General features: G+C 72.0%; 13 protein-coding genes. 6 read left to right on the top strand and 7 right to left on the bottom strand.

Going from position 1 to position 16292, the window contains the following annotated elements; all coding sequences use genetic code 11:
• Window positions 1–5 precede the first annotated feature (5 nt).
• A complete protein-coding gene (locus AB0L33_RS30805) occupies window positions 6–1808 on the bottom strand; it encodes an ABC transporter ATP-binding protein (RefSeq protein ID WP_365686644.1) in 1803 nt (600 codons plus the stop codon).
• 259 nt (window positions 1809–2067) lie between these two features.
• Between AB0L33_RS30805 and AB0L33_RS30800 the strand changes: the two genes are divergently transcribed.
• Window positions 2068–2787: a L,D-transpeptidase family protein gene (locus AB0L33_RS30800; RefSeq protein WP_365686681.1), complete on the top strand. Its 720-nt coding sequence runs from the start codon at window positions 2068–2070 to the stop codon at window positions 2785–2787.
• Window positions 2788–2799: 12 nt separating this feature from the next.
• Here the strand turns inward: AB0L33_RS30800 and AB0L33_RS30795 are convergent, their stop codons facing one another.
• Both AB0L33_RS30795 and AB0L33_RS30790 read right to left on the bottom strand, forming a co-directional pair.
• Window positions 2800–5733: an FAD-binding and (Fe-S)-binding domain-containing protein gene (locus AB0L33_RS30795; protein ID WP_365686643.1), complete on the bottom strand. Its 2934-nt coding sequence runs from the start codon at window positions 5731–5733 to the stop codon at window positions 2800–2802.
• Window positions 5734–5791: 58 nt separating this feature from the next.
• Entirely contained in the window at window positions 5792–6235 is a 444-nt protein-coding gene (locus AB0L33_RS30790) for a MarR family transcriptional regulator (protein WP_365686642.1), read from the bottom strand.
• A gap of 140 nt (window positions 6236–6375) precedes the next feature.
• Here AB0L33_RS30790 and AB0L33_RS30785 point away from each other — a divergent pair, with 140 nt between their 5' ends.
• On the top strand, window positions 6376–8181 hold the full coding sequence (locus AB0L33_RS30785) for an ABC transporter ATP-binding protein (RefSeq protein WP_365686641.1): 1806 nt from the start codon (window positions 6376–6378) through the stop codon (window positions 8179–8181).
• Window positions 8182–8246: 65 nt separating this feature from the next.
• Window positions 8247–9104 (top strand): endolytic transglycosylase MltG, encoded by an 858-nt coding sequence (gene mltG, locus AB0L33_RS30780; protein WP_365686639.1) that lies wholly within the window; start codon window positions 8247–8249, stop codon window positions 9102–9104.
• A 19-nt stretch (window positions 9105–9123) separates the two neighbouring features.
• Here mltG and AB0L33_RS30775 read toward each other — a convergent pair whose 3' ends face one another.
• Window positions 9124–10224: an NAD(P)-binding domain-containing protein gene (locus AB0L33_RS30775; protein ID WP_365686638.1), complete on the bottom strand. Its 1101-nt coding sequence runs from the start codon at window positions 10222–10224 to the stop codon at window positions 9124–9126.
• A gap of 102 nt (window positions 10225–10326) precedes the next feature.
• Between AB0L33_RS30775 and AB0L33_RS30770 the strand changes: the two genes are divergently transcribed.
• Window positions 10327–10749: a YjbQ family protein gene (locus AB0L33_RS30770; RefSeq protein ID WP_365686637.1), complete on the top strand. Its 423-nt coding sequence runs from the start codon at window positions 10327–10329 to the stop codon at window positions 10747–10749.
• A 10-nt stretch (window positions 10750–10759) separates the two neighbouring features.
• Here the strand turns inward: AB0L33_RS30770 and AB0L33_RS30765 are convergent, their stop codons facing one another.
• Both AB0L33_RS30765 and AB0L33_RS30760 read right to left on the bottom strand, forming a co-directional pair.
• Window positions 10760–11917 carry a serine/threonine-protein kinase gene (locus AB0L33_RS30765; protein ID WP_365686635.1) on the bottom strand — a complete coding sequence of 386 codons (1158 nt, stop codon included), beginning with the start codon at window positions 11915–11917 and terminating at the stop codon, window positions 10760–10762.
• Window positions 11914–13470, bottom strand: coding sequence for a serine/threonine-protein kinase (locus AB0L33_RS30760; RefSeq protein WP_365686634.1), 1557 nt, complete (start codon window positions 13468–13470; stop codon window positions 11914–11916). The genes AB0L33_RS30765 and AB0L33_RS30760 overlap by 4 nt, the downstream gene beginning before the upstream one ends.
• A 242-nt stretch (window positions 13471–13712) precedes the next feature.
• On the opposite strand from AB0L33_RS30760, the gene AB0L33_RS30755 reads away from it, so the two are divergent.
• Window positions 13713–14858 carry a pyridoxal-phosphate dependent enzyme gene (locus AB0L33_RS30755; protein WP_365686632.1) on the top strand — a complete coding sequence of 382 codons (1146 nt, stop codon included), beginning with the start codon at window positions 13713–13715 and terminating at the stop codon, window positions 14856–14858.
• A gap of 78 nt (window positions 14859–14936) precedes the next feature.
• Window positions 14937–15341: an FKBP-type peptidyl-prolyl cis-trans isomerase gene (locus AB0L33_RS30750; protein WP_365686630.1), complete on the top strand. Its 405-nt coding sequence runs from the start codon at window positions 14937–14939 to the stop codon at window positions 15339–15341.
• A gap of 47 nt (window positions 15342–15388) precedes the next feature.
• Here AB0L33_RS30750 and AB0L33_RS30745 read toward each other — a convergent pair whose 3' ends face one another.
• The gene (locus AB0L33_RS30745; RefSeq protein ID WP_365686629.1) at window positions 15389–16243 is read right to left on the bottom strand and encodes an alpha/beta hydrolase; all 855 of its coding nucleotides are present in this window, start codon (window positions 16241–16243) and stop codon (window positions 15389–15391) included.
• Window positions 16244–16292 lie beyond the last annotated feature (49 nt).

Genomic DNA, 16292 nt, shown 5'->3' with positions numbered 1-16292 from the left:
TCCTTTCATGCCCGTTCCTCGATTTCCCGGTGCGCTTCCTGGTGCGCGGCGGTTTCGTCGTCGGTCTCGCGGGTGACGACGGCCCGGTAACGCTCCTCGGTGCGCATCAGCTCGCGGTGTGTGCCGACCGCCACCACGGTGCCGCCGTGCACGAGAGCCACCCGGTCGGCGAGGTCGAGGAGCAGGGGCGAGGAGGAGAAGACGACGGTCGTGCGGTCCTGGCGCAGCGCCTTGACGCCCGCCGCGACACGGGCCTCGGTGTGCGAGTCGACCGCGGACGTGGGCTCGTCCAGGACGAGCGTGTCCGGGTCGGTGAGCAGCGACCGGGCCAGTGCGAGGCGCTGGCGCTGGCCGCCGGACAGGGACCGGCCGCGTTCGGTGATCCGGGTGTCCAGCGGCTCGCGGTCCGGCTCGGGGGACGCCTGCGCCAGCGTGGCCAGCACGTCGTCGCACTGCGCGGCGGACAGCGCGGCCGCGGCCTCCACCTTCCCGGACGACGGCACGTCCAGGAGTTCGCGCAGGGTGCCCGAGAGCAGCACCGGGTCCTTGTCCTGGACGAGTACGGCGGTGCGCGCCGCGCCGGGTTCCAGTTCGTCCAGCGGTACCCCGCCCAGCAGGACGGAGGGCGGCTCGGCGGCGTCGGTGTCCGGTGCCTCGGACCGGGCGTGTCCGCCGAGCCGTTCCGCCAGCCGCCCCGCCTCGTCGGGGTCGCCGCAGACGACCGCGGTGAACCGGCCCTGCGGCGCCAGGAGCCCGGTGACCGGGTCGTACAGGTCGCCGGAGGGGACGGTGTCGACGGTGGCCGGCCGGGTGTTCCGGCTCAGCGACAGCACGCGTACGGCGCGCTGCGCGGAGGGGCGGGAGAAGGAGTACGCCATGGCGATCTCCTCGAAGTGCCGCAGCGGGAACAGGGTCAGGGTCGCCGCGCTGTACACCGTCACCAGCTGGCCCACCTCGATCCTGCCGTCCCGGGCCAGCGAGGCTCCGTGAACGACCAGGGCGAGCAGCAGGACGCCGGGCAGCAGGACCTGGACCGCCGAGATCAGCGACCACATGCGGGCGCTGTGCACCGCCGCCTCGCGGACCTCCTGCGAGGCGCGCCGGTAGCGGTCGAGGAACAGCTCCTCGCCGCCGATGCCGCGCAGCACGCGCAGCCCGGCCACGGTGTCCGAGGCGAGTTCGGTGGCCCTGCCGCCCTTCTCGCGCTGCACATCCGCACGCCGGGTGGCACGCGGCAGCAGCGGCAGGACCGACAGGGCGAGGAACGGCATGGCGACCGCCACGAGAACGCCCAGCGAGGGGAGGTAGAGGAGAAGCCCCACGCTGATGACGACGAGGACCGTGGCGGCGGCCAGGAAGCGTGAGAGCGCCTCCACGAACCAGCCGATCTTCTCCACGTCACCGGTGGAGACCGCGACCACCTCGCCCGCCGCGACCCGGCGCGTCAGCAGCGAGCCCAGCTCGGCGGTCTTGCGGGACAGCAGCTGCTGGACGCGGGCGGCGGCGGTGATCCAGTTGGTGACGGCGGCCCGGTGGACCATCGCATCGGCCACCGCGGTCAGCACTCCGAGGAGCGCGGTCAGCCCACCGGCCAGCGCCAGCCTGCCGCCGGACCGGTCCACGACCGCCTGGACGGCGAGCCCCACGGTCAGCGGGTACCCCGCGATCGAGCACTGGTGCACCAGCCCCCAGAACAAGGACTTGAGCTGTCCGCGGATCTGGTTGCGGCCCAGCCACAGCAGGAAGCGGGGACCTGAACGGACATCGGGATCGCCGGGGTCCGCATATGGAAGATCGCGAATGCGCATGACATCCCAAAGGATCGGAAGAGAACTGGGCCCGCGAGGCGCCGCGAAAGCGCGTCGGGGCAGCACTGATTCGCCTGCGGGATGCGCAGGCGGGGAAACCGGACCGCGCAAGCCTTGCCTCTCGCCGGGATCGCGGCAAACGGTTTTACGCGGCGCGGGTAAAGATTCGGCACGCATTCCCCGGGGCCCCCGGGGGTGGACGGCGGCGTGCATCGCCAGGTGCGAGCATGGACGGATGCGTATAGCCGGTGCGGTTCGGATGGTGGCCTCGGCGGCCGCCTGTGGTGTCCTGCTCACGACCCTGACGTCCTGCGGTGACGGACAGGACACGAAGAAGGGCCCCGCCGCCGGGCGGTCGGCGGCCGGGAAGGGCAGCGCGAAGGCCCCCGTCAAGGACCTGAAGCGCATCCCCGATGTGGGTGACCGGTTCCAGTCGCAGATCCCCGCCGACTCGCGCCAGGTCGTCGCCGTCTACGGCGAGGGCAAGGACTCGGCGGACTCCACCGTCGTGCTGTACACCAAGTCTGGCTCCACCTGGGACAAGACCGCCTCCTGGAAGGGCCACAACGGCAAGAAGGGCTGGACGCCCGACCACCACGAGGACGACAAGCGCAGCCCCGTCGGCGTCTACACCCTCAGCGACGCGGCCGGTGTCCTGCCCGACCCGGGCGCCCGCCTCCCGTACACGCAGACCGCCTCGATCCAGGCCCCGCGCTACTGGGCCAAGTCGCACTGGCACGACTTCGACTACGTCATCGCCATCGACTACAACCGCGTCAAGGGCACCCCGCCCAACGACCCGACGCGTCCGCAGGGTCAGTCCAAGGGCGGCAGTATCTGGCTGCACATGGACCACGGCAGCGGCACCTCGGCCTGCGTGAGCGTGTCCAAGGCGGCCATGGAGAAGCTGCTGCGGACCCTGGACCCGAAGCAGCACCCCGTCGTCGTCATGGGAGACCGGGCCAGCCTCCGCGCCTGACCCGCGCGCGGCTCAGGCAGGGCCCGGGCGGGTCGCCCACTCCAGCTCCATCAGGGCGGAGTGGTACGAGCGGCCCGTCGCCCGGTCCATGCCGATCTCGCACATCCGGTTGGCCGAAAGATGCGCCTCGTAGTCCCGGGACCGCACCTCGGCGGCCTCCTTGGCGGTCGCGGACGCCGTCAGCTCCTGGTGCAGCATCCCGCGGTCGCCCGCGAAACCGCAGCACGCGGCGTCGTCGGGGATCACGGCCTCGTCCGAGCAGGCATCGGCGACCGCGCGCAGCCGGTCCACGTCGTCCAGGTGTTCCATGGAACACGTCGGGTGCAGCACGGCCGAACGGGACTTCCGCAGCACCGTCAGCTCCGGCAGCAGCTCGTCCGCCGCCCAGACCAGGGAATCGACCACGGTCAGCTCGCGGTGCAGCGCCCGGTTGTCCTCGGTGAGATACGGGACCACCTCGTGGGCGATCCCCAGCGTGCACGAGGAGGCGTCGACCACCAGCGGCAGCTTTCCTCCGGCCGTCCAGCCCCAGGCCGCTTCCACGATCCGGTTGGCCATCACGGCGTTTCCGGAGTCGTAGCCCTTGGAGTGCCAGATGGTGGCGCAGCAGGTGCCGTTGACGTCGTCCGGAATCCATACGGGCTTTCCCGCCCGGGCCGACACGGCCACCACGGCCTGCGGCAGCGACGGGCCGCGATGGCTGTCCGGACTGCCGAAGATGCGGTTGACGCAGGCCGGGTAGTAGACGGCGCTCGCCCCGGTCCTGGACGTGCGCGGCAACCTGCGGGATGCGGCGCCGGGGACCTCCGGAAGCCACTCGGGGACCAGATCGGGGCTCACCGCCCGGCGGGCGAGCCGGGTGACCCCCTGCAGCAGCCGGTCGTCGATCCGGCTCGCCGCGGCGACCGCGAGCCGCGCCGCCGTCTCCGCCGTACGGAAGTGCTTGGCGGCCAGCGCGGCGATCCGCTCCTCGCGCGGGGAGTGCCGCTGGTGGCGGAAGTTCTTCATCATGGCGCCCGTGTCGATGCCGACGGGGCAGGCCAGCTTGCAGGTGGAGTCTCCGGCGCAGGTGTCCACGGCGTCGTAGCCGTAGGCGTCGACCAGACCCGTCTCGACGGGCGAACCCTCGGGCTGGCGCATCATCTCGCGGCGCAGCACGATCCGCTGGCGCGGTGAGGTCGTCAGGTCGTGGCTGGGGCAGGTCGGTTCGCAGAAGCCGCACTCGATGCAGGGGTCGGCGATGGCCTCGACCTTGGGAATGGTCTTCAGCCCGCGCAGATGCGCCTTCGGGTCGCGGTCGAGGACGATCCGCGGCGCCAGGACGCCGTCGGGGTCGATGACCTGCTTCGTACGCCACATCAGTTCGGTGGCCCGCGGGCCCCATTCCAGTTCGAGGAAGGGCGCGATGTTGCGGCCGGTCGCGTGTTCCGCCTTGAGCGATCCGTCGAACCGCTCGACCGTCAGCCGGCAGAAGTCGGCCATGAAGGCGGCGTACCGGTCGACGTCGGACGGCCGTGCCGCGTCGAACGCCAGCAGGAAGTGCAGGTTGCCGTGGGCGGCGTGACCGGCGACGGCGGCGTCGAAGCCGTGCTCCGCCTGGAGCGCGAGCAGCGCCTCGCAGGCGTCGGCCAGCCGGGACGGCGGGACCGCGAAGTCCTCGGTGATCAGGGTCGTACCCGAGGGGCGGGAGCCCCCGACCGCGGTGACGAACGCCTTGCGGGCCTTCCAGTAGCCGGAGATGGTGCGGGCGTCCCGGGTGAACTCGTTCGTCACCGAGGTGACGGGCCGGACCAGCTCCAGTCCGCGCACCACATCGGCCGCCGCCCGCTCGTACGCCTCCTGGCCCGCCTCGTCGGGGGCGCGGAACTCCACCAGCAGCGCGGTGGTCTCCTTCGGCAGCCCGGCCCAGTCGGCGGGGACCCCCTGCACGCTGACCGAGGCGCGCAGGGTGTTGCCGTCCATCAGCTCGACGGCGATCGCACCCGCCTCGTTGAACAGCGGGACGGCGGCGGCCGCGGCGGTCAGCGAGGGGAAGAACAGCAGCGCCGTGGAGATCCGGCGGTCCAGCGGCAGGGTGTCGAAGACGACCTCGGAGATGAAGCCGAACGTCCCCTCGGAGCCGACCATGAGGCCGCGCAGGATCTCCACCGGGGTCGATCCGTCGAGGAACGCGTCCAGCCGGTAGCCATTGGTGTTCTTGATCTCGTACTTGGCACGGATGCGGGCCGTGAGCGCCGCGTCCGCCTCGATCTCCGCCTTCAGCGCCAGCAGCCCCTCGCACAGGCGCGGTTCGGCGCGGGCCAGGTCCTCGTCGGCCGCCGGGTCGGCGGTGTCCACGACGGTGCCGCTCGGCAGCACGAAGGTGAGCGAGGAGACGGTCCGGTACGAATTGCGGGTGGTGCCCGCGGTCATGCCCGAGGCGTTGTTGGCGACCACTCCGCCGATCGTGCACGCGATGGCGCTGGCCGGGTCCGGGCCCAGCAGCCTGCCGTGACGGGCGAGGGCCGCGTTGGCGCGCACGACCGTCGTCCCCGGGCGGATGCGGGCGCGGGCCCCGTCGTCCAGGACCTCGATGCCCGCCCAGTTCCGCCGGACGTCGACCAGGATGTCCTCGCCCTGGGCCTGGCCGTTGAGGCTGGTTCCGGCGGCGCGGAAGACCACGTTGCGGCCCTTGCCGTGCGCGTACGACAGGATCGCCGAGATGTCGTCCAGGTCCTCGGGGACGACGACCACCTGGGGCACGAAGCGGTACGGGCTGGCGTCCGAGGCGTACTTCACCAGGTCCGAGACCTTCCAGAGCACCTTCTCGGCGCCGAGCAGGGCGGTGAGCTCGGTGCGCAGCGTCTCCGGGGTGCCCTGCGCCCGCGCGTCGGAAACGCGGTCGTGGGAGGGCGGGCGCACCGCCGCGGGGCGCAGTGTGTCGGGGTCCGGCTCCAGCAGCGGCATGGTGGTTCTCCTCGGCGGTTGGTCGGTCCGGCGGCTCGGCGCCGCGTCCCGTGACCGGTCAGCAGCGACGCTCCGGCATTCCGTTGACCAGGGCGGTCAGCAGGCCGCCGAGCACCTCGCGCTGGTCGGCGGTCAATGGAGCCAGGATCTCCTCCGCGGCCGCCCGGCGCGCGTCGCGCAGCGAGCGGAGCGTGGCGATGCCCTCGTCCGTGATCTCGATCCTGACCACCCTACGACTGTCCGGATCGGGGACGCGGCGCACCCTGCCGCTCCCCTCCAGGGCGTCGACCAGCGTGGTCACGGCGCGGGGGACGACGTCGAGGCGCTGGGCGAGATCCGCCATCCGGGGCGGTCCGTCGTAATGGGCGACGGTGCGCAGCAGCCGGAACTGCGCCGGTGTGATGCCCATCGGCTCCAGCTGGCGGCCCTGGATGCGCTGGAGCCTGCGCGTCAGCCGCAGCAGCTGTTCGGCGAGCATGCCGTCGGGGTCGGGGGAGTCCATGCCCCGAACAATATCAGGACCTCGTTCATTGTGAGCGTGGGTAACAATGAGCTATGCTCTCATTCGGCTCGACTGTCACGGTCGCGATCCCCGCGCCCGGGCGGACCCGCCCCATTTCCGCACGCCGGACGAAGGAGCTCATGAAACCCGACGAACCCACGTGGACACCCCCGCCCAAGGACCCGGCCCAGCCGCCCGCCGAGCTGCGCCGCATCCTCCGTCTCTTCCGCCCGTACCGCGGCCGCCTCGCGGTGGTCGGCCTGCTCGTCGGCGCCTCGTCGCTGGTGTCGGTCGCCTCGCCGTTCCTGCTGCGCGAGATCCTGGACACCGCCCTCCCGCAGGGGCGGACCGGGCTGCTCACGCTGCTCGCCCTCGGCATGATCCTCACCGCCGTGATGAACAGCGTCTTCGGCGTCCTCCAGACCCTCATCTCCACCACCGTCGGCCAGCGCGTCATGCACGACCTGCGCACCGCCGTCTACACCCAGCTGCAGCGGATGCCGCTCGCCTTCTTCACCCGGACCCGTACGGGTGAGGTCCAGTCCCGGATCGCCAACGACATCGGGGGCATGCAGGCCACCGTCACCTCGACGGCGACCTCGCTCGTCTCCAACCTCACCGCGGTCGTCGCCACCGTCGTCGCCATGCTCGCGCTCGACTGGCGGCTCACCGTCGTCTCGCTGCTCCTGCTGCCCGTCTTCGTCTGGATCAGCCGCCGGGTCGGCCGCGAGCGCAAGAAGATCACCACCCAGCGCCAGAAGCAGATGGCCGCCATGGCCGCCACCGTCACCGAGTCGCTGTCCGTCAGCGGCATCCTGCTGGGCCGCACCATGGGACGCTCCGACTCGCTCGCCCAGGGGTTCGCCGAGGAGTCCGAGCGGCTGGTCGACCTCGAAGTGCGTGCCAGCATGGCCGGACGCTGGCGGATGTCCACGATCGGCATCGTCATGGCCGCCATGCCGGCCGTCATCTACTGGGCCGCGGGCATGGCCCTCCAGTCCGGCGGGCCCGCCGTCTCGATCGGCACCCTCGTCGCCTTCGTCTCCCTCCAGCAGGGCCTCTTCCGCCCCGCCGTGAGCCTGCTCTCCACCGGGGTGCAGATGCAGACGTCCCTCGCGCTCTTCCAGCGGATCTTCGAGTACCTCGACCTCACCGTGGACATCACGGAGCCGGAGAATCCGGTGCGCCTGGAGAAGATCCGCGGCGAGGTCCGCTTCGAGAACGTCGACTTCAGCTACGACGAGACGAGCGGCCCGACCCTCAGCGGCGTCGATGTCACCGTGCCCGCCGGAGCCGCACTGGCCGTTGTCGGCCCCACGGGGTCCGGCAAGTCCACCCTCAGCTACCTGGTGCCCCGGCTCTACGACGTGACCGGCGGCCGGGTCACCCTCGACGGGGTCGACGTGCGCGACCTCGACTTCGACACCCTCGCCCGCGCGGTCGGCGTCGTCTCGCAGGAGACGTACCTCTTCCACGCCTCGGTCGCAGAGAACCTGCGCTTCGCGAAGCCGGACGCCACCGACGAGGAGATCGAGGCGGCGGCCCGCGCCGCGCAGATCCACGAGCACATCGCCTCGCTCCCCGATGGCTACGACACCCTCGTGGGGGAACGCGGCTACCGCTTCTCCGGCGGCGAGAAGCAGCGCCTCGCCATCGCGCGGACGATCCTGCGCGACCCGCCGGTGCTGATCCTGGACGAGGCGACGAGCGCGCTCGACACCCGTACCGAATTCGCCGTGCAGGAGGCCATCGACGCACTCTCCGCCGGACGGACCACGATCACCATCGCGCACCGGCTCTCCACCGTCCGCGACGCCGATCAGATCGTCGTCCTCGACGGCGGCCGCACCGCGGAGCGCGGCACCCACGAGGAGCTGCTGCGGCTCGACGGACGGTATGCGGCACTGGTCCGCCGGGACACGGAGATGGCCCCGGTGGCGGGCTGACCGGGCGGCGTGCCGCCGGGCATGGCGTCCCCGGGGCCGGGACCGGCGCGGGTTAGCGTGCCCGCATGGCGCACGAGCCCCCGGATCCCCAGTCCTCGGTCACCCCGCCCCGCCGTCGCACGCGCCTGACCCGGCGCGGGCGCCTGACGCTGTTCATCGGTTCCCTGCTCGTCCTCGCCGTGGCCGCAGCCGTGCTCGTCCCTCTGCTCACACGGGAACCGGAGAACGAGGAGGCGGCCCGCCCGCTGGTGATCCCCGAGGGCCGCCGGGCGGCCCAGGTCTACAAGGCCGTCGACGAGGCCCTGGGCGTACCCGCGGGCACGACCGCCGCGGCCGTGCCGACGTCGGACCTGCCGCTCCCCACCGCGGCCAGGGGCAACCCCGAGGGCTACCTCTACCCGGCGACCTACCCGGTCACCTCAGCGACCACCCCGAAGAGCCTGCTGCGCTACATGACCGACACGGCGGACCGGCACTTCGGCGCCGAACACATCACGGCGGGCGCCCGGCGTAACGACGTGACCGTCTACCAGACGGTGGTCATCGCCAGCATCGTCCAGGCCGAGGCGGACACCGAGGCGGACATGGGCAAGGTCGCCCGCGTCATCCACAACCGCCTGGACCGGGGCATGCCGCTCCAGATGGACTCCACCCTCAACTACGCGCTGAACCGCAGCACCCTGGACACCACCGCGGGCGACACCGAGCTCGACAGCCCCTACAACAGCTACGCCCACAAGGGCCTCCCGCCCACTCCCATCGGCAACCCGGGCGAACAGGCGATGACCGCCGCGATCACCCCCACCCCGGGCCCCTGGCTGTACTTCGTGACGGTGGCCCCCGGCGACACCCGCTTCACGGACGACTACGCGGAACAGCAGCGGAACGTAGCGGAGTTCAACCGGAACCGGGGAGGGGGATGAGGCGGGCGCCCCACGGACCTCACGCGAGGGCGGGCGCCTCCATGGACTCCGCGGACGCCCCCGGCGACCCGTCCCGCAGCAGCGCGACGACCTCCCGCACGGCGGAGCGCCCGGCACGGTTGGCGCCGATCGTGCTGGCGGACGGGCCGTAGCCGACGAGGTGGATGCGCGGGTCGCGCGCGGCGCGGGTGCCCTCGACCTGGATGCCGCCGCCGCGCTCCCGCAGCCGCAGCGGGGCGAGATGGTCGATGGCGGCGCGGAAGCCGGTGGCCCACAGGATGACGTCGGCCTCGATGCGGCGGCCGTCGTCCCAGGCGACCCCGGTGGGCGTGATCCGGTCGAACATGGGGAGGCGGTCCAGCACCCCGGACTCGCGGGCCCGCCGGATGGCGTCGTTGACGGGCAGCCCGGTCACGCTCACCACGCTCTGCGGCGGCAGCCCGCGCCGGACCCGCTCCTCCACCATGGCGACGGCGGCCCGCCCCTGGTCCGCCCCAAAGGGCCCCTCCCGGAAGACCGGCGGCCGGCGCGTCACCCAGTGGGTTTCCGCCGCCACCTCGGCGATCTCCATCAGGTGCTGCGTACCTGAGGCGCCCCCGCCGACCACGATCACCCGCTGTCCGGCGAACCCGGCCGGGCCCGGGTAGTCCGCCGTGTGCAACTGCCGCCCCCGGAACGTCTCCTGCCCCGGGTAGCGCGGCCAGAACGGCCGGTCCCACGTCCCGGTCGCGTTGATCAGGGCGCGCGTCACGTACGTACCCTCGGAGGTCACCACCAGCAGCCGGCCGCCCCCGCCCTCGCGCACGGCGCCGACGTCCACCGGCCGGTGCACGCGCAGCCCGAAGGCGCGCTCGTAACGGTCGAAGTAGGCGCCGATGACCTCGGAGGAGGGTCGCTCCTCGTCCGCGCCCACCAGCCTCATCCCGGGCAGCGCGTGCATGCCGTGCACCTTGCCGTAGGTCAGCGACGGCCACCGGAACTGCCAGGCGCCGCCCGGTGCGGGCGCGTGGTCGAGGACCACGAAGTCGCGGTCCGGCTCCAGCCCGACGCGCCGCAGGTGGTACGCGGCGGACAGCCCCGCCTGCCCAGCGCCGATCACCACGACGTCCACCGACCGCATCGCCAAATCGTTCACGCTTCTACCAACTACGAGGGGCCCACGGAACTTCCCGCGTGCCGTCGCTAGGCGGTTCCGGCCCCGGACCACGGCAGGATGGGACCCATGCCTTCTGCCTTCACCACCACGGTCCTGCACCTGACGACGGGCTCGACGGAGACCGTCACCGACCTGACGTCGGAGTGCGAACAGTTCCTCGCCCGCGCGGCCTCCGGCCGCGACGGCCTGCTCAACCTCTTCGTCCCGCACGCCACCGCCGGAATCGCGGTCCTGGAAACCGGCGCGGGCAGCGACGACGACCTCCTCTCCGCCCTCCACACCCTGCTCCCCGCCGACGACCGCTGGCAGCACCGCCACGGCCACCCCGGCCACGGCCGCGACCACGTGGTCCCGGCCCTGGTCCCCCCGCACGCCACCCTGCCGGTGATCGGGGGCCGACTGGAACTGGGTACGTGGCAGTCGGTGTGCCTGGTCGACACGAACGTGGACAACGCGGAGCGGAAGGTGCGGTTGAGCTTCCTGGGGTGAATCGCATCCGTCACGTGATCATGAGTGCCACGACGATGGCGATGACGGTGCCGACCACGGCGACGAACGCCAGTCCGAAGAGGGTCAGCAGGAGCAGGTTCCCGGTGAACGTTCCGGCCGCCTTCCAGCCCGAGGCGGAAAGGCCCGCGAAGGGCCGGTCCGGCTCGTCCGGCGGGTCGTCCCGCGCCGGCTCGTCGTCGTGACCGGACGGCAGGAACCGTGTCAGGGGCACCGTGGGCGCCGGCATGGGGGGCGTCGGCAAAGGTGTTGCGGCCAGTTGCCGCCCCTGGCGCTCGTAGCCGTCGATCAGGGCGGCCCAGCCGGCCGGCAGCCGGTGTGAGCCGGCCGGGGCCTCGTTCGAGCCGGGCAGGGGCGCGGTCGGGTCGGGCAGGAGCGCGGCGGGGTCGGGGCGGTTCGCCGGGTCCGTGGAGAGACATGGACGTATCAGACCGACCAGTTCCGAGGGCAGTCCGGAGAGGTCGACCGTGCCGCGGGCCACCTGGGCGAGGAGCCGCAGCGGGTCCTCCGCCTCCGCGTAGGGCAGACACCCGGTCGCTGTGTGGAAGAGAGTGACTCCGAGTGAGTAGACGTCGGACGCGGGCGTGGAGGGCTCGCCCCGTGCCTGCTCCGGCGAGGTGAACGCGATCGTCCCCAGGGTGAGCTGCGTGCGCGTGAGGTCCGTGGCGTGCGAGATGCCGAAGTCGATGATCCGTACCCCGTCGGCCGGGAGCAGGATGTTCTGCGGCTTGAGGTCACGGTGCTCCACGCCCAGGGAGTGTAACGTGCACAGGGCGGCGGCCCCGCCGGCCGCGATCCACCGGACGGTGGACGCACCGGGCGGACCCGCTGCGCGTACGAGTTCGGCGAGCGATGGCGCCGGGACGTACTCGATCGCCATCCACGGGTGCTCCGCCTCGACGTCGGCGTCCAGGACCCTCACCGTATGCGGGCTGTGAACGCGCCGGGCGACCTTGACCTCGCGGGCGAAGCGCCGCCGGTCGACCGCGTCGGCCACTGTCTCGGTGAGCAGTGTCTTGACGGCCACCAGGTCCCCGGCGGCGGAACGGCCGAGGTAGATCCGGCCCATACCGCCGGTCGCGAGGCGCCCGAGCAGTGTGTACGCGCCGAGCCGGACCGGGTCCGCACGGAGCAGGGGCCGCAGGGTCACACCCTCGTGAGGCACAGAACCACCGCTCCGACGACGTACTGGACGGCTGTTTCCTCACCGCACCTCGATCCTTTCGGGATCAAGGCGGCGATCCTCAGCAGAGCCCTGTCCCCGTTGCGGGGCGCCTGCGCGTCACAGCTCCGGCGCGCGTAGACCCTTTCGGTTTCGACGCACTCGCCGACGACGAACCGCCGCTCCAGACAGAGAACCGTGGTCACGACGCCGTTCTTGGACCGGAGCCACGGCACGGTGTATCCCTTGCAGCCCTTTGAGGACCCCTGCACCACACTCGCCACCGTCCAGTCGACGTCGGCCGCCCCGCAGTCGGCCGTGCGGGGTTGTTCGGAGTCCCATTCGCCGTCAGGTGTGACGTAGTTGCCCAGGCAGTCACCAGCCCGTACAGCGGCGAATGCGTTGTCCGTCGCGTCGGGTTTCCGCGACTCCTTGTACGTGAAGTAGGCGTAGGCGCCTCCGCCGACGATGACGGCGAGCAGGGTGCCCATCAGGACGCGGACGACCGTCACCACCGTCCTGGCCACTCGCCCCTCGGTCGCCTCCTCGCCCTGCCGGTCACCGGGCTTCGTCACGTCCACCGCGTCGACGTACGTGGCGGTTTCCTCGGAGCGGGACGTCCATCGGGCGGACGCCAGTTCGCGGCCCTGGCGCGCGTACTCGTCGATCAGGTCGGTCCAGGGCTGGGGCAGCCAGCCGCCCGGCTCCGTCGAGGTGGGCATCCCGGCCAGGTCCAGGGTGAAGCGGTCGATGAACTCGGCCGCTTCCGGCCGGTCGGCCGGAGCTTGTGCCAGGCACGCCCTGACCACGGGGCCCAGCTCTTCCGGCAGGCCCGACAGATCGACGTCCGCCTCCGCGACGCGTGCCAGCAGCCGCAGCATCTCCTCCCCCTCGGGGTAGGGCGGGCGCCCCGCGACCAGGTGGAAGAGAGTGGCGCCCAGGGAGTAGATGTCGGACGCCGAGGTCGAGCGCTCACCGCGCGCCTGCTCGGGGGAGGTGAAAGCGATGGTGCCCAGCGTCAGTTGCGTGCGCGTCAGGTCGGCGGCGTGGGAGATCCCGAAGTCGATGAGGCAGGGCCCGCTGTGTCGGAGCAGCAGGTTCTGCGGCTTCACGTCGCGGTGGACGATGCCCTCCCGGTGCAGAGCGGCCAGCGCCTCCACGGTGCCGCGGACCACCCAGCGAGCCGCCGGCCCTCGTAACACCCCGGCCTGGGCGACCAGTTGGGCGAGCGACGGTGCGGCGATGTATTCGGTCGCCATCCAGGGGCGTTCGGCGTCCGGGTCGGCGTCGAGGACCCGCGCGGTGTGCGAGCTGCTCACGCGCTGGGCGACCTTGACCTCCCGGGCGAATCGCCGGCGGTCGGTGACACCGATCTCCCCCTCGGCGAGCAGCGTCTTCACGGCGGCTGTCGGCCCGTCGCCGCCGGCGTGCCCCAGGTAGATCCTGCCCATGCCCCCCGTCGCCAGCCGGGCGTGCAGCCGGTACGGGCCGAGCCACTCCGGGTCGTCTTCGTGCAGAGGTCCTAAGTTCGCCCCGACCACAGCTACGCGTCCCCCTGTTCCACCGCGTCCCGCCTTGGTGTCCTCATGCCATCTGCCGGCGGGGGGAGTGTACTCGCCCCCAGCGGCTGGGCGGCGGTTCCGTCTGCTCCCCGCTCGCGGGCCGGGCGATGACCGTGCACGTCCGCCGCGGGCGTCACTGTGCGATCTTGGACGTGTTGTTCACAGCTGGACTGCACGTCTAATCTGAGGTGTACGCCGAGCGAGGGAACTCCGGGACCGCGATGACCGATGAACAGCCTTCGGACGGTGCCGCACCCGTCCTCGTCGACCGGTCCGGCCGGCGCTACCCCCTGGATGATCCCCGTTGGCGGGGCGATGACGGCGGGCCGCTCGCCGTCAGTGCGCTGCCCGGGCTGCGGCCCGAGCAGATCGACACCGCCGAGCGGTCCCTCTGGCGCTATCACGCCGCGCTTCCCGTTCCGCCCGGCCGACGGGTGAGCCTGGGGGAGGGCTGTACGCCGATGATCCCGGTCGACTGGGCCGGGCGGCGGGTCCATTTCAAGCTGGAATGGTTCAATCCGACGTCCAGCTTCAAGGACCGGGGCGTGTCCGTGATGCTCTCCCACCTCGTGGCGCACGGTGCCGAGCGCGTGCTCGAGGACAGCTCGGGGAACGGTGGTTCCGCGGTGGCCGCCTACGCCGCCGCAGCCGGAATCCGCGCGAAAATCATTGTCCCCGCCGCCACCTCGGCGGCCAAGATCCTCCAGGCCCGGGCGTACGGAGCCGAGATCGAGCTCGTGGCAGGCACCCGCGACGAGGTCGCGCGGGAGGCGGTGCGGCAGTCGGAGCGGATTCCGTATGCCAGCCACAACTGGCACCCCCTGTTCATCCAGGGCACCAAGACCGTCGCCTACGAGATGTGGGAGTCCCTGGGCTTCACCGCGCCCGACAACGTGGTCCTCGTCGCCGGGGCCGGCAGCAACGTCATCGGGTGCGACCTCGCGTTCGGTGAACTGCTCGCCGCCGGGCAGACCGACCGGCGCCCGCGACTCTTCGTCGGGCAGCCCGAGCACTGGGCGACCATCGCCGACACGTTCAACGGCATCGCCCCGGGCGCGCGCGGCGAGCGGGTGCCGACCATCGCCGAGGGCGCGTCCATCGCTTCCCCGGTCCGGCTGCCCGAGGCGGTGGAGGCCATCCGCCGCTCCGGTGGAGCCGCGTACGCCGTTCCGGAGGCGGAGATCCACGCCGCCGTCCGTGCCCTGAGCGCGCGCGGCCTGTACGCCGAGCCCACCAGCAGTGTCGCGGCGGCGACCCTCGACCACTTCATCGCGTCCGGTGACATCGCACCGGACGAGACGACCGTCGTCGTGCTCACCGGCGCGGGTCTCAAGTCCGCCGAGAAGATGGCCGCCGTGTTCGCCTGACAACGCGGACCAGGGCGGCCGACCCGTACGGTGAGCTTCCCGGAGCGACCGGAACCGCCGACGAGTGAGGGGACAGTGATGAGTCAACCGGCCAAGCCCGAGGTCCGGGTGCCGGAGGGCGCCGCGCCCACCGAGCTGACCACCCGTGACCTCGTGGTGGGGGAGGGACCGGAAGCGTTGCCGGGCAGGGTGGTGCGGGTCCACTACGTCGGCGTCACGTTCGCGTCCGGGAGGGAGTTCGACTCCTCCTGGGAGCAGGACCGGCCGTTCAAGTTCGCCGTGGGCGGCGGCAAGGCCATCAAGGGCCTGGACCGGGGCGTGCGCGGCATGAAGGCCGGCGGCCGCCGCGAGATCATCGTTCCGCCGCGTCTCGGCTACGGCAAGCAGTCGCCCTCCGCCTTCATCCCGCCCGGCTCCACCCTGATCTTCGTCGTGGACCTGCTCACGGTGGTGGGCCCCGGCGGCTCGACGGGACCGGCCTGAACCCGGCCCCGGCTACGGCCGCCCCGCCGCCGGCGCTCGCGCTCGAACTACTGGACGGCGGGGGCGCCTCCTCGTAGCAGGAAGGACCGGAGGTGGGCGCTGAGTTCCGCCGGCTGGTCCTCGGGAATCAGGGTGTAGCTGTCCTCGATCTCCACGAGCCGGCCCCTGGGCAGCAGCTCGGCCAGCCGTCGGCCGTGCTCCGGGGGCATGACCCTGTCCTCGGCCGCCCACACCACGAGCGCGGGCCGGTCGAAGTCCCGCAGCTTCTCCGCCCAGCCGAGCAGTTCGCTCTTCGGCGGGACGCCCAGCACGTACTTGCGCAGGTCCCGGCGGATCTCCTTGGAGGTCCACAGCGGGGTGAACCAGGCGTTCATCACCTCGTGCGGGACCGGACGCTTGCTCATCCAGCCCCAGGTCACGGGCAGCCGGCGCATCCGCTTCGACTTCAGCAGCCTGAAGGCGAGGTTGATGCCGCCCGGCAGCTTCGCCGAGGCGTAGAGGTTGCGGCCCGGCACGCCCGGCGGGAAGTTGTCGAACGCCTCGCACGACGTGATGACGAGTCGTCCGATCCGATCGTCCCTGCCCTCCGCGACGAGGGCCTGCGCACCGCCCCAGTCGCTCATCACCAACGTGACGTCACACAGGTCGAGCCGGTCGAGGAACTCGGCGACCATCCGGGCCACGCCCGCGACCGACAGGTCCGCGTCGGGGCGCATCGGCCGGCGGTGGCCCCCCAGCGGCAGCGTCGGCACCACACAGCGGAAATCGGCGCGCAGGGGCTCCACCACATTTCGCCACAGGGAGCCGTCCATCGCGACGCCGTGCAGCAGGACCACGACCGGCCCCTCACCTCCGGTGTCCTGATACTCGACCGTCCCGGCGGAAAGGTCCGCCTCAGCCATTTCTCCTCGCCTCCCCCTCGCACACGCGTCCACCGCGCCCGTGAGGAAT

Source organism: Streptomyces sp. NPDC052299, from assembly GCF_040679335.1.
Lineage (GTDB): Bacteria > Actinomycetota > Actinomycetes > Streptomycetales > Streptomycetaceae > Streptomyces.
Note: the sequence above shows the minus strand (reverse complement) of the source record. Positions and strands in the feature narration are given on the sequence as shown.

Excerpts from the sequence above, each read along its gene's own strand:
- AB0L33_RS30795 (WP_365686643.1), bottom strand. The coding sequence starts at position 5,733 with ATGCCGCTGCTGGAGCCGGACCCCGACACACTGCGCCCCGCGGCGGTG.
- AB0L33_RS30755 (WP_365686632.1), top strand. The coding sequence starts at position 13,713 with ATGACCGATGAACAGCCTTCGGACGGTGCCGCACCCGTCCTCGTCGAC.
- AB0L33_RS30800 (WP_365686681.1), top strand. The coding sequence starts at position 2,068 with ATGGTGGCCTCGGCGGCCGCCTGTGGTGTCCTGCTCACGACCCTGACG.
- mltG (WP_365686639.1), top strand. The coding sequence starts at position 8,247 with ATGGCGCACGAGCCCCCGGATCCCCAGTCCTCGGTCACCCCGCCCCGC.
- AB0L33_RS30770 (WP_365686637.1), top strand. The coding sequence starts at position 10,327 with ATGCCTTCTGCCTTCACCACCACGGTCCTGCACCTGACGACGGGCTCG.
- AB0L33_RS30775 (WP_365686638.1), bottom strand. The coding sequence starts at position 10,224 with ATGCGGTCGGTGGACGTCGTGGTGATCGGCGCTGGGCAGGCGGGGCTG.
- AB0L33_RS30785 (WP_365686641.1), top strand. The coding sequence starts at position 6,376 with ATGAAACCCGACGAACCCACGTGGACACCCCCGCCCAAGGACCCGGCC.
- AB0L33_RS30745 (WP_365686629.1), bottom strand. The coding sequence starts at position 16,243 with ATGGCTGAGGCGGACCTTTCCGCCGGGACGGTCGAGTATCAGGACACC.
- AB0L33_RS30750 (WP_365686630.1), top strand. The coding sequence starts at position 14,937 with ATGAGTCAACCGGCCAAGCCCGAGGTCCGGGTGCCGGAGGGCGCCGCG.
- AB0L33_RS30790 (WP_365686642.1), bottom strand. The coding sequence starts at position 6,235 with ATGGACTCCCCCGACCCCGACGGCATGCTCGCCGAACAGCTGCTGCGG.
- AB0L33_RS30805 (WP_365686644.1), bottom strand. The coding sequence starts at position 1,808 with ATGCGCATTCGCGATCTTCCATATGCGGACCCCGGCGATCCCGATGTC.